Source organism: Pseudoduganella sp. R-34 (assembly GCF_049904655.1).
Taxonomy (GTDB): domain Bacteria; phylum Pseudomonadota; class Gammaproteobacteria; order Burkholderiales; family Burkholderiaceae_D; genus Rugamonas.
Genome location: NZ_CP184572.1, coordinates 2,219,730 through 2,232,430 on the forward strand (window position 1 = coordinate 2,219,730; position 12,701 = coordinate 2,232,430).

A 12,701-nucleotide genomic window follows, 5' to 3' on the forward strand; every position below is an offset into this window, starting at 1 on the left:
CAGACCCAAGGGTCTGACCCGGTCAAATCAGCTGCCGCTGGAGACTATCGAGTTTGCAGGTGAGCAGGCGGGTCTGACCCTGTGGGTCTGACCCGGGTTTACCGGTTTTAGCCAAGCTTAAAGCTGGACACCGCCAGCGCCCCCATAAAGCGGTCTTCGTGATACACCACTTCGGCGGCTGCATCCTCGGCCGCACCCACCACCACCATCAAAGGCAGCAAATGCTCTTCGCGCGGATGCGCCATGCGCGCGGCAGGCGCCCGTTCCCATTCCAGCAAGCGCGCCGTGCGTTCACCCGGTGCTGCCGCCATGGTCTCGCGCAGCCACGCATCGAACAGGCGTGAAGCCTCTGCGCCAGCGGCGTTGAACGCGCGCAGGTTGTGGAAACTCAGGCCGCTGCCGACGACCAAAATACCCTCGTCGCGCAAAGGACGCAGCAAGCGGCCAATCTCCAGGTGCTCCGCCGGGTCCAGGCCGTGGCGCAGCGAAAGCTGCACGATCGGCACATCGGCTTCAGGAAAAGCGGGATACATGGCGCTGAACGTGCCATGGTCGAAACCGCGCTCCGGATCGAGGCGCGCCCGCCCGGCAAGCAGTTCTGCCACGCGTTCGGCCAGTTCCGGCGAGCCGGGGGCGGGGTACTGGATCTGGTAGGTATGCGGCGGAAAGCCGCCGTAGTCGTAGATCATCGGCGGCCTGGCCGACGATGAAACGAGGAAGTCGCGTCCCTCCCAATGGGCGGTGACGACCAGCAAGGCCTTCGGCTTGCCGCCGGCCTGGCGCGGCAAGTCGCGCAGCGATGCATCGAGTTGGTCGTAAGCGTTGCCGAACTGGTCACGCATCCAGGGCCATGGGCCGCCGCCGTGGGACAGGAAGAAGGTGGGCAAGGTAGTCATGCCCACCAATATACTCTGGTCAGCGATTCGTTGCAGACAGCGACATCAGCGCAAACAGGCGGGCGGCGCGCATCCACGCCATCGCCAGGGCGATCAGCTGTGCCAGCACGAACGCAGCTACCAATAGCGCGGCATTGCTGCCGGCCACATTCAGCCGTGCCACTGCCAGCACGGCCGCCAGCAGCAGGCCGCCCGCAGTCAGCGCCGTGTAGGCGCCCAGCATGGCCGCGGGCCGGCGCAAGAGAAGCTTGACGCCCCACCACCAGGCCTTGACGGCAGACGTGCGGCGGCGGTCGATCGCCAATTGGGCGCGCCCGGCATCGAGCGTCAGGTTGGCCAGCGCCACCAGCAGGGCTGTGACGACCGTGGCTGCCAGCTGCCAGCGTGCCGCATCGGCTTCCAGTACCGCCTTGCCGGCATAGTTCTCGGCAGCTTCCGCCAGCGCACCGCCCAGTGCAAACACCACGCCCAGCGGCACGATCGCCCACAGCAGCATGCGGAACATGCGCGGGTATTCGGCGACCCCGCCTGCGCACAGTTCGCGCAAGGTGGCGGTTTGCTGCGCACGGCCGGCAGTGACGATGGCGCCGGTCAGGAACGGCGACAGAAGCAGGGTCAGGACCAAGGCAGCGATGCCGCCGGCTTGCAGCGAAACGGCGTTGCGCCGCAGTTCGGCGGATATGTCGGTGAAAGCGAGGCCGTCGAGCGCGCGCGCCAGTTCGGGGGCGCGCACCGAGTTGTCCAGCAGCGGCGCCAGGCTATTCCAGATGGGCAGGGCCAGCAGGGCTGTCGGCAGCAGCATGGCGATCAGCCAGATCAGCATCAGGCGCCATTGCAGGGCGGCGCGGCCGGCGTGTTTGAGGTTGGTTGTCAGCTTCATACAGTGGCGATGAAAGAGAGCAGGGTCTGGATGATGGCGGCCAGGTCGACGGTCCAGCGGCGCGACGCGCTGCCGTCCTTCTTCAGGGTGCGGCTGTCATCGAGCTTGCTGACGTCGAGCAGGTGTTTGCCCTCAGGGTCGAGCTGGGCGGATACCGCTTTCACGGGCTTGGTCCACTCGTAGGTATGCCAGCGCTGTTCGCCGCCCCAGAACACGGTCTCCTTGCTGCCATCGGCGAAGGTGACCACCAGTGTTTGCGAGACATCGGCGCCGCGCCGGCGCACGGTGACCCGTGTCAGGTAGGGGAACGGGCCAGTGCCCGGCTTGGCTTCCGGGTTGGCCTTTTCCCATGCATCGCGCAGTTGTTCGACGTGCTGGTCGACCTGCTCTTCGCTCAAGTCGGCAAGCTTGCCGCCCTTCATTTGCCGGCCCGGCAGTGGCAGCACCTCTTCGCTGCTGAAGGAGGAAATGCGGTCATCCACGCGAGTGGTGGCGTAGACCTGCTGCGCGAAGACGGTTTCCACCAGCTGGCGCTGGCCGCTGACTTCTGCCAGCGTCTCACGGAAATCAGCCACGCTTGGGTGGCGGAATTTCCAGCGGCGGTAATACTCCTTGAAGGCGCGCTCCATGGTTTCCTTGCCCAGCTGCGCTTCCAGGTCGTGCATGACCAGGGTGGTGCGCGAATACACCGGGCCAATGCCTTGCAGGCGGGTATAGGCATTCTGGCCCAGCGGATCGGAGGGCTCGTCACGCGGCGTGCCCTGGCGTTCGAACTCGAAGCCCTTGATGGTGGGCGCAAATCCGATCGCGCGCAGGAACGGCGTCGTGAGGTAGGCCTTGCGGCCCGTATCGCGCAGCATGCGCTGGTTCCAGTACTCGTTCAGGCCTTCGTCCAGCATCGGCTCTTCGAACTCGTTGCTGGCGAGGATGCCGTAGAAGTAGCCATGGCCGAATTCGTGAATGGTGACGAAATCCAGCGCCGCCGATGCGAACGTGCCCGGCTTCAGGCCGGCAAAGTTGTCGACAGTGAAGAAGGTGGGGTACTCCATGCCGCCCGCTTCGCTGGCGTTATGCGGAGGAATGACCACAGTCACGGTTTTGTACGGATAGGGGCCGAGGGTCTTCGAGAAGTAGTCCAGCGAATCCTTGGTGGCCTGCAAGGCAGGCGCCGCGTTGGATGCGAATTCCGGCGGATAAAGCACGGTGATCTTCACTTGCGGGCTGCCGGGCCCGGTCCAGGTGCCGGTCAGCGGTGCCGCAGTGCGCTTGTCGGCGGTCCACGCGAAATCGTGCACGTCGCCCTGCACGAAATGGTGGGTCAGCTTGCCGTCCTTTTCCTGCGGGGCGCCCTGCAGTTCGCCGGTGGCTCCCACGGTATATTCCCTGGGGACGGTGAGCTTGACGTCATAGCTGCCAAAGTCCGCGTAATACTCGGATTCCGCGTGGTATTCATGCGCGTTCCAGCGCACCGCGGTGGCGCCCCGTTCGCCCGGCAGTTCCAGCACGGCGATCTTGGGGAACCATTGCGCCACCAGGTGGAAGCTGTCGAAGTAGCCGCTGCGCGCCATCACGCGCGGAAGCTGGTCGAAAAAGGCGATATCGAGCGTGGTGCTGGCGCCCGCTGCGACAGCCTGCGGCAGGTCAAGGCGCACCACGGTCTGGTCGGCCGCCGGGCCGCCGTCGGGATGCACGAAAGTCCACGGCACCTTGGCGCCGCCTTGCTGCACGCTGCGCAATTCCGTGTAGCCCCATTCTCCATCTTTGCTCAGGGCGCTGTTGCGAATGCCGCTGCCGGTTTTGCGCTCCTCGGTGTGGAAGGTGCTGTAGCCGTTCTGGAAGGCATTCAGGTACAGGTGCAGGTAGACGCTGCGCACCGGTTCGGCGCTGCGGTTGCGCCAGGTCAGGCGCTGCTTGCCGTCGATGGTGTGCTTGACCGGGTCCAGGCTGGCTTCGATCTGGTAGTCCACCACGCGGTCGGACAACGTGGCCTCCTGGCCGGTGCGGATGCCGCCCCAGGCGCCGGGAGCGCTGGGCTGCATGACGGCGGCCGCCTTGGCTGGCGCCAGTGCGATGCCGCTACCGGCTTCCGGCACGGTGGCGGACGTCGCGCCACCGGCCCACAGGCTGGCCTGGACCGCGACCCCGCCCAACAGGGCGGCCGCGGCCAAAAGGTGAGTGATGCGCATAAGACTCCATTAGGTTTTTTGCAACACCAAAATATAGCCCGGGTGGCGGCCGATTGCCAAACTTTTATGCCAACTTTAACCGGCGTATAATGGCGGCGCCTTGGTGCCCGCCTCCTGTTCATGGAGGCAGTTAAACGGGAAACGCAATGTGCTGCCCCCGCAACGGTACGCAAGCGCCGTCATTGAGACGGCAGGCCGCGCCAATTAGCCACTGCTGCTGCAGGAAGGTGGCCCGGTCAGTCTTGCCAGCCCGGATACCGGCCAGGGAGGTGGAAGCGCGCCCGCGCAGGGTTCGTCTTCTGTGGATTCCGGCTGCGGGGACGCAGGCGGATACTCTTTCTACTGATTTGCCATGACCTTCATCACTTCGCGCTGCGCCGTTGCCGCAGCGGTTGCCCTGTGCTTTGCCGCAGCGGCCCAAGCCCAATCGAACACCGTTGTCGTTTCCGGTTCCCGCTTCGCCAGCGATCCGTCGCTGCTGCCGATCGGCGCCACCACCATCACCGCGGCCGACATCCGCCGCGCCGGCGTGTCCGACGTCAACCAGGCGATCCGCAAGATCGGCGGCGTGTACGGCCGCCAGAGCCTGACCGGCAGCCCCGACTTCGGCCTCGACCTGCGCGGCTTCGGCACCAACAGCGACCAGAACGTGGTGATTGTGCTGGATGGCGTGCGCCTGAACGAAAACGAGCTGTCCAGCGCAACCCTGTCCACCATTCCGATCGACATGGTGGAGCGCATCGACATCATGCGCGGCGGCGCCAGCGTGCTGTATGGCGAAGGCGCCACCGGCGGCGTGATCCAGATCACCACCAAGCGCCCGCAAGCCGGCGAGCGCAGCGGCAATATGTTCACTGAGCTGGGCCAGTTTGACAGCGGCGAGGTGCGCGCCAGCGTGGCACAGGGCTTCGACGGCTTTGCCTTCGACGCGTCGGCCGGCCACCAGCGCTCCGACAACTACCGCGACAACAATGAATTCAAGCAGTCGCGCCTTGACGGCGGCGTGAAATTCAGCACCGGCGTGGGCAGCTTCTCGCTGCGTGCCGACATCGCGCGACAGGACCAGCGCTTCGCCGGCAGCCTGACGGAAGCGCAATTCAACGCCAATCCGCGCCAGACCCTGACCCCGAACGATTTCGGCAAGCTCGATAGCGACCGATATACCGCCGCCTGGGAGCACATGGTAGGCGCCTTCGACCTGGCTGCGGAGCTGTCGCATCGCAAGAAGGAAGCGGAAGCCACTTATTTCAGTCCATGGGGCGTTTCCAGCTCCGCCTACGACACGAAGCAGACCCAGTTCTCGCCGCGCGTGCGCCACCTTGGCCAGTTCGACGGCATGCTGAATGAACTGGTCGCCGGCTTTGACTTCGGCCGCTGGAACCGCGTCACCACCGCGTCCTTCTCCGCCGCCGACGCCAGCCAGCGCAGCAAGGCTTTCTACCTGCGCGACGAAATGAAGTTCTCCGGCCCGCAGCAATTCCGCCTGGCCGCCGGCGTGCGCCGCGAACTGTTCGACAAGGATTCGATCGATCCAGTGCCATTCACCACCGCCACCTACAGCGTGAAGCAAGCCAACAACGCCTGGGAAGTGCAGGGCAGCATGCTTGCCGCGCCGGGCCTGACAGCGTGGGCCAAGATTGGCCAGAGCTACCGCGTCGCCAACTCCGACGAGAACGGCTTCACTCCGCAGGCCAACAAGCCGCTGGAAACCCAGACTTCGCACGATGCTGAAATCGGCCTTGGTTATGCGCAGGGCGCCGCCAAGCTTGACGCGCGCATTTTCCGCCACAACCTGGACAACGAGATCTATTACGACCCGACCGCAGGCATGTTCGGCGCCAACACCAACCTGGCGCCAACCCAGCGCAAGGGCTTCGAGCTCGATGGCAGCTACCGCTTCGCGCCGGAATGGCAGGTGCAGGGCCACTTCCAGCAGGTGGATGCCGAGTTCCGCTCCGGTCCGAACGCCGGCCGCGAACTGGCGCTGGTGCCGAAGAACATCCTGACCGTGCGCCTGGCCTGGCTGCCGTCCGACGGCCAGAGCGCCGACATCGGCGTGCAGCGCGTCGGCAAACAGCGCTACGGCAGCGATTTCGACAACAGCTGCGACGCCCGCATGCCGGCGTACACCGTGGTCGATGGCCGCTACGCGCGCAAGTTCGGCCAATGGGAACTGGCTGTGACCGCGCTGAACATGTTCGACAAGGAGCATTTCAGCCAAGCCTTCAGCTGCCGCGCAGGCATCTACCCGAACAGTGGCCGTCAACTGAAAGTATCGGCACGCTACGACTTTTAAGCGCTTAAAACAGGCTTAAAAATGCCCCGTTGGCGCCTTTTTGGCCCACGGGGCTGATCACGGCGCGCAAAAAATGGTAATCTCGCGGCGTTTACCATTTACCTGTAAGGATGACCATGCGTTTGCTGCGACTGCTGCTTGCTTCTGCCGCCCTGATGTTCACCGCTGCCGGCGCCTATGCCGCCGAGCCGAAACAAGGCGTTGACTATACGGTTCTCGACACCCCGGTGCGCACCGAAGCCCAGGGTAAAAAGGTCGAGGTGGTCGAGTTCTTCATGTTCACTTGCCCGCACTGCAATGCGCTCGAACCGCGCATGTCGGCCTGGGTCAAGCAGAACGCCGACAAGATCCACTTCCGCCGCATCCACTTTGCCCGCGGTGAAAAAGACGTGCTGGCACGCGCCTACGTCACCCTGGAAACCATGGGCACGCTGGAACCAGCCAGCCAGAAGCTGTTTGACGCCATCCACAAAGAGCACAAGCGCCTGATGCGCGAGGACGACGTGACCGCCGTGGTGGTAAGCGCCGGCGTCGACAAGGCCAAGTACGAAAGCGTCTACAAATCCTTCAGCGTCGAGTCTAAAATGAAGCGCATGGAGACCATCATCGCCCAGTACAAGGTGGACAGTGCGCCAACCCTGGTGATCGATGGCCGTTACGTGACTTCCCCATCAATGGCCGGTCGTCCAGGCCAGCCGGAAGACCAGTCCCAGGCAGCCGCCCTGGCAGTTGCGGACTACCTGGTAGCCAAGGCTGCAGCGACCAAGAAGTAAGACATGGATCAACGTGAAGAAGGCGTGATGCGTGCGTTCCGGGAGTCGGCCCCTGATGAGGCCGGCCTGGTGCAGCGCACCTGGGTCAACCATTTTGCCTGGACGCTGGTGGTCCTGTTGTCCGGGCTGGTGTTCTGGCTCGTGGTGGCCGTGGTGAATGCCGAAAACCAGCGCAATGCGCTGGCCAATATGCAATGCCGCGACCGCGTCTTCAAGGAAGAGATCGACCGCCAGTGCATGCTGAGCGTGCAGTCACGCGAGCACTGGTGGCAGCACCTGGTCTACGCAATGAAGCACACCAAGCCCCAGAAATAAAAAAAATGGGGACGTACCCCATTTTTTTAATCAGGCTGTGACGTCGAGGTTGGCGAGTTGGCGCTTGAAGAGCTGTTCCTGCACGCGGATATCGTCGCCGTTGTAGCCGTCGTAAGCGCGGGTGGTGCGCGACCATACTTCCGGCATCACCTGCTCGATCAGGTTGCGGCCGGCATCGGTGAGGGTAATCATCACGCAGCGGCGGTCGCCCGGGCGGTTGCCGCGGGTGATCAGGCCTTGCGCTTCCAGGTCGTTGCAGACCCTGGTCAGGTTGGCCGGCTTTTCCATGCAGGCTTCGCCCAGGTTGGACGCCGTCGAAGTTTCATTCTCCGACCCATACAGCACCGCCAGCACCATGTAGCTGGCATCGACCAGGTCATACTTGCGCAACACCGAATTCGCCAGGTCCTTCATGCGTTTCTGGACGTGATAGGTCATGCGCAGCAGGCGTACCAGGTCTTCCGGGAATTCCGGGATGCGAGTATGAATATTTTTCAGGCGCTTATTGGTTGCGTCAAAACTACTCATTCTGCAGGCACTCCTGTGCAATTTGTTCAAGCCTGAATTGTACTAGTGTTGACCTAAGGTAAATGCCTTTTTGATCTGTATCAAACCCCAAACGAAAGCTTCGGTGACGCTCGGGTTGCGTCTTTTTTGAAAGTTACATATTGGGAAAACCTTATACTTAAAGGGGAAATTTGGTGCGAGCCGGATACGGCCGAAGATGTTTCAGCTTTATTGCCCATGTAACATAGTGTTGGCAACTTCCAACACTGCGCCGCTTGGCCCCTGTTTTCGTTAGATTATTGGAAACAGGAGGACACCATGTCAGGAACCAGTACCCTCGACCCGGACAATATGCCAGCCCAGCCTGACCGCGAAGTCAGCAAGGGCCATGGCACCGGGGCCCTTGGCCCCAGCGATTCGTCCGATTCCGGCAGCGACCTGCAAGGCGCGCGCCCGCCAGGGCCCGGCGACACTGAACTCGACAGTGATTCCGATGCCCAGGGCACCGGCGAACGCGCCAGCGTCGGCCGCGATACGCCGGCCCCGGATGGCGGCGATATCGATGTCGACCATGTCGAATCGCTGCCCGACGCCAAACGCCAGGAACGCGACGACGTCGAACGCGGCAGCTAAAGGCTGTTGCTACAAGACTACAACCCACCCCGGCAGGGCGGTCGGGAAGAGGCACGAACGTGCTTTCTCCTCTGGGCCGCGCCGCTGCTCGATATCAAAACTGGTATTAAAGTCGGAAAAGATTTAATTGGATTGCATCCCGCTTGATCCCCTACATTCGGTTTTAACAAAAACCAACTCAGGGAGACCGCGAATGCAACACCAGTTAAATTTGAAAACCACCGTCGCCTGCATGCTGGCCACTGGCCTGCTGAGCAGCGCATCGGTCTGGGCGCAGGAAGCCGCCCAGGCCAATCCTGACGTCGTCGCCGAAAAGAAGGAGGCGACTGACAACGCGACCGTGATCGTCACCGGCGTCAAGGCATCGATGATCAAGAGCCTGGCGATCAAGCGCACCAGCGACCAGGTTCTGGAATCGGTCGTTGCCGAAGACATCGGCAAGCTGCCCGATAATAATGTCGTTGAAGCGCTGCAGCGCGTGACAGGGATCCAGGTCACCAACCGTTCCGGCGGCGAAGTCGGCACCTTGTCCATCCGTGGCCTGCCGGACGTGCAAACCACCTGGAACGGCCGCAACATCTTTACCGCGTCGGGCACCCAGGTCGCGCTCCAGGACATTCCTTCGACCCTGGTGCGCCAAATTGACGTCTACAAGACGCGCGACGCCAGCCAGCTGGACACCGGCATTGCAGGCCAGGTTGACGTCAAGTCGCTGCGGCCGTTCGATTTCAAGGGGCCAAAAGCTTCGCTGTCGGTGCGTGAAACCTATCTCGATCCCGCGAAAAAGGCGAACCCGCAGCTCAGCGGCATGTTAAGCAACCGCTGGCAAACCGGCGTCGGCGAAATCGGCGCCCTGGTCAATCTGTCGGTCAACAAGACGAATTACCGCAATGAAAGCGTGACCCCGGGCGCCATGGTGCCGTTCACCAGCCCCAATGCCGGCGAAGTTCCCCCAGGTTACATCCCGTTGCAGCGCATCTTCGATAATAAGATCTGGACGCCAGGCACCCATGCCGGCTTGCCGATGGCCGAGGGTTCAACGCTGGATTTCAACGGCAAAGCTTATCCTTACTACCTCGCGCGTGACGCCGTTTTCCAGAGCGACACCCACGGGGAGCGAAAGCGTCCGGCCGCCAATATCGCCTTGCAGTGGAAACCGAACGCCGATTCGGTCTACACCTTCGAATCGATGTACAACGGTTATCGTGACAAGTCCTTCAACCGCTTGCTGTTCAGCTTTGTTGACTGGTGGGGGGATCTCGGCAGCAACCCTGCGGGGACCATTACGACGTACCCGGGAACCAACGTTATCAAGAGCCGTCAAGTCAATAACGTCTATGGCTTCAACAGCGGCGACTACACCACGTCGGCAACCGATTCTCGCATATATGCCCTGAACGGCAAGTGGGACCTTGGCGATCGCCTGAGGCTGGAAGGCGACCTGTCGTACCAATCCAGCACCTATCACTCGGAATTCACGGCCACCCGGATTGATCGCGTTGCACCGTCGATCAACGTCAACTTCAATGACGGCGGCAACAATACGGCCTTCCACTTCAACAACGATGCCGACCTGACCGACCCGGCCAAGTGGAATGTTGCACAGTTCTACGATAACGCCAACCGCAACAAGGGCAGCGCCGCGACGGCCAACCTGTCGGGCGTCTACGATGCCAACTGGGGTGCGCTGGAGACGATCCAGTTCGGCGTGCGCTTTGACGACCGCAAGGCGTCGGAGGCCAACCGGACGCAATCGGGCAACCTGGGCCGCACGCTCGCCTCGCTGGGCCCGGCGTATTCCTCCACCAACTCGAACTTCGGCACGGACATTTCGGACGTTCCGCGCTCATGGGTGGAGCCGAATGCTTATTACATCCGCGACCACATCGACGACTGGCGCAAGCTCTATAACTCGGTCGATGCCAACTTCCTGACGACAGACAAACTGAGCCTGCAGAAGACGTTCGAGGTCGATGAAAAGACGAACAACCTCTTCCTGATGGGGAATACCCAGAACGAATTGTTCGGCCGTCGCCTGCGCGGCAATTTCGGTGTGCGCTACGTCAAGGTCGATACCGACATGACCTTCTATAAGGTTGATCCCACCACCAAGGCGGTCTCGTCGTCTACTGCCAGCAAGTCGACTAGCAAGGTCCTGCCTAGCATGACCCTGATTTATGACGCATCCAAGGACGTGGTGACGCGCTTCAACTATGGTGAAACCCTGCGCCGCCCGAAGTTCAGTGACCTCAACCCTATCCTGCAGCTCAACGACGATGTTTCGAAGGTGGGTTATGGCTCGGGCAGCGGCGGCAATCCTGACCTGAAACCGACGCACTCCAAGAACTTCGACCTGACGGCCGAGTGGTATTTCCAAAAGGACAGCGCACTCTACGGCACGCTGTTCAAACGCAAGATCGACGGCTTGACCGTAGACTTGCGCCACAAGGTTCACGTCGATCCGGCGAACGACCCATTCCGCAACTCGACCGCGGGCGGCGACCATACGAACGGCTATGACTACGTCATCAACTCGCCGGTCAACGCCTCCAACGGCACGATCAAGGGCGCCGAGCTCGGCTTCATTTACTTCCCGAAGGGGCTGCCGAGCCTGCTGGACGGCCTGGGCGTCCAGGGCAGCTATACGCGACTGACCTCGTCGCAGAACGTGCCTGACGCCAATGATGCCGGCGTCATCGTCTCGCAACTCGAAACGCCGTTCTTCGGCGTGTCCAAGAGCTCCTACAACGCCACCCTGGCGTACGAAAAGGGCCCGGTCAGCGCGCGCTTGTCCTATGTCTGGCGCTCCGGCTTCCTGGACCGCAACGAAGCCGCCTTGTTTGCCAATCCGATTGGTATCTGGCGTCATCCGGAAAAGAGCGTGGACATGCAGATCTCGTACAAGATCAACGACAACATGTCGTTCGATATCAGTGGCGTCAACTTGACGAACGAAATGCAGCAGCAGTACTACCACTTCGGCAATGCGGGTAACGCGCAGTTGACCAATTTCGGCACGGTGCAGATCGGACGTTCGGTTTCGGCAGCGTTGCGTTGGAGGATGTAAGGCTAGACGGTCAAGAAGACCCCCTAGCCACGCAGGGCGTTGCTCGGTTCACACCGGCAACGCCCTTTTTCATGCACTCGGCCGGTCCCGGCGCTGGTGCAGGTGATCTGCCGCCAGCGGGACCGCAGGGTTCTCCTCCGCGCTCGCGAGGTAGATCGGCGTAACCTCAAGCAGCGTGTCGATTGCGACCCGCAGCTTGGCGGGCATGTAGGGAGTATGGGGCCACACCAGGTGCATGCGCGAGGCTTCCATTTCTCCGCAATCGAACAGCACCTTCAGTTCGCCCCGTTTCACGTACGGGGCCACCAGCCAGCAGGGCAGCCATGCCAGACCCATGCCGCGCGCTGCCGCGTCGGCAATCACCTGCAAGTCATCCACCAGCATGCGCTGCCGCGGCAGCAAGTCGTGCGTGCGGCCGTCCGGCATGGCGACCGTCCATTCTTTCACCACGCGTCCGCGCGAGTACAGGATGCCATCGCGCTCGCAGACTTCCTGGATGTCCAGTGGTTCGCCGTGCGCCTGCAGATAGGAGGGCGCGGCGCAGATCAGCATGCGCTGCTGGCCCAGGGGGCGCGCAGCCAGGCTGGTACTGTTCGGCAGCGGACCGACGCGCAGGCCGAGATCGAAGCCTTCATCCAGCAGGTCCACCACCCGGTCGCTGAACGAGATATCGATGGTCAGTTGCGGGTAGCGCTGGGCCAGGTCCATCATCAGCGGCGCCACGAACTGCCGGCCGAACAGCACCGGCACGCTGATGCGCAAGCGGCCGGTCGGCTCGCTGCGGCCGGTACCGATGCAGGCTTCGCCCGCATCCAGTTCGGCAAGAGCGCGCACGCAGCGCTCGTAATAGGACTGGCCCGCTTCGGTCAGGGCCTGGCTGCGCGTGGTGCGATGGAACAGGCGCACGCCCAGCCGTTCTTCCAGCCGCGCGATGGCCTTGGCCACGGCGGAGCGGGTCTGGTGCAGCCGCGTGGCCGCCGCCGAAAAACTGCCTGCCTCCACGGCCTGCACGAAGACGTTGATGCCATTCAGGCGTTCATTCATATTGATTCCTTTTGGGCGACAATCTGTCGATGAAACTCCACCACTGTGGATAACGTGGAAACTATATAGTTCTTCTCACTTAACCACAACTTGTAAGGAGATCC

Annotated in this window: 10 protein-coding genes and 1 riboswitch; of the genes, 5 read left to right on the forward strand and 5 right to left on the reverse strand. The window is 62.3% G+C overall.

Annotated features, from left to right (window positions below; genetic code table 11):
* Nucleotides 1-107 precede the first annotated feature (107 nt).
* From ACN9MW_RS10230 to ACN9MW_RS10240, 3 genes are read right to left on the reverse strand one after another with little or no spacing between them, the layout of a single operon-like run.
* A complete protein-coding gene (locus ACN9MW_RS10230) occupies nt 108-896 on the reverse strand; it encodes a DODA-type extradiol aromatic ring-opening family dioxygenase (protein ID WP_426170455.1) in 789 nt (262 codons plus the stop codon).
* 19 nt (nt 897-915) lie between these two features.
* Nucleotides 916-1,776, reverse strand: a complete 861-nt coding sequence (locus tag ACN9MW_RS10235) for a hypothetical protein (RefSeq protein ID WP_426170456.1) — start codon at nt 1,774-1,776, stop codon at nt 916-918.
* Nucleotides 1,773-3,962: a M1 family metallopeptidase gene (locus ACN9MW_RS10240; protein WP_426170457.1), complete on the reverse strand. Its 2,190-nt coding sequence runs from the start codon at nt 3,960-3,962 to the stop codon at nt 1,773-1,775. The genes ACN9MW_RS10235 and ACN9MW_RS10240 overlap by 4 nt, the downstream gene beginning before the upstream one ends.
* A gap of 84 nt (nt 3,963-4,046) precedes the next feature.
* A riboswitch (cobalamin riboswitch) is annotated at nt 4,047-4,242 on the forward strand.
* 72 nt (nt 4,243-4,314) lie between these two features.
* On the opposite strand from ACN9MW_RS10240, the gene ACN9MW_RS10245 reads away from it, so the two are divergent.
* The 3 genes from ACN9MW_RS10245 (at nt 4,315) to ACN9MW_RS10255 (ending at nt 7,346) form a co-directional block, all read left to right on the forward strand.
* Nucleotides 4,315-6,258 carry a TonB-dependent receptor gene (locus ACN9MW_RS10245; RefSeq protein WP_426170459.1) on the forward strand — a complete coding sequence of 648 codons (1,944 nt, stop codon included), beginning with the start codon at nt 4,315-4,317 and terminating at the stop codon, nt 6,256-6,258.
* Between the two features lie 116 nt (nt 6,259-6,374).
* On the forward strand, nt 6,375-7,031 hold the full coding sequence (locus ACN9MW_RS10250; RefSeq protein ID WP_426170461.1) for a thiol:disulfide interchange protein DsbA/DsbL: 657 nt from the start codon (nt 6,375-6,377) through the stop codon (nt 7,029-7,031).
* 3 nt (nt 7,032-7,034) lie between these two features.
* Nucleotides 7,035-7,346 (forward strand): hypothetical protein, encoded by a 312-nt coding sequence (locus ACN9MW_RS10255; RefSeq protein ID WP_426170463.1) that lies wholly within the window; start codon nt 7,035-7,037, stop codon nt 7,344-7,346.
* 30 nt (nt 7,347-7,376) lie between these two features.
* Here ACN9MW_RS10255 and ACN9MW_RS10260 read toward each other — a convergent pair whose 3' ends face one another.
* Complete coding sequence (locus ACN9MW_RS10260; protein WP_130314940.1) at nt 7,377-7,874, reverse strand: transcriptional regulator, SarA/Rot family; 498 nt, start codon at nt 7,872-7,874, stop codon at nt 7,377-7,379.
* A gap of 297 nt (nt 7,875-8,171) precedes the next feature.
* Between ACN9MW_RS10260 and ACN9MW_RS10265 the strand changes: the two genes are divergently transcribed.
* Together ACN9MW_RS10265 and ACN9MW_RS10270 are read left to right on the forward strand one after the other, a co-directional pair.
* The gene (locus ACN9MW_RS10265; RefSeq protein WP_426170465.1) at nt 8,172-8,486 is read left to right on the forward strand and encodes a hypothetical protein; all 315 of its coding nucleotides are present in this window, start codon (nt 8,172-8,174) and stop codon (nt 8,484-8,486) included.
* Nucleotides 8,487-8,679: 193 nt separating this feature from the next.
* Nucleotides 8,680-11,553: a TonB-dependent receptor gene (locus ACN9MW_RS10270; protein WP_426170467.1), complete on the forward strand. Its 2,874-nt coding sequence runs from the start codon at nt 8,680-8,682 to the stop codon at nt 11,551-11,553.
* A 69-nt stretch (nt 11,554-11,622) separates the two neighbouring features.
* Here ACN9MW_RS10270 and ACN9MW_RS10275 read toward each other — a convergent pair whose 3' ends face one another.
* On the reverse strand, nt 11,623-12,597 hold the full coding sequence (locus ACN9MW_RS10275) for a LysR family transcriptional regulator (RefSeq protein WP_426170468.1): 975 nt from the start codon (nt 12,595-12,597) through the stop codon (nt 11,623-11,625).
* Nucleotides 12,598-12,701 lie beyond the last annotated feature (104 nt).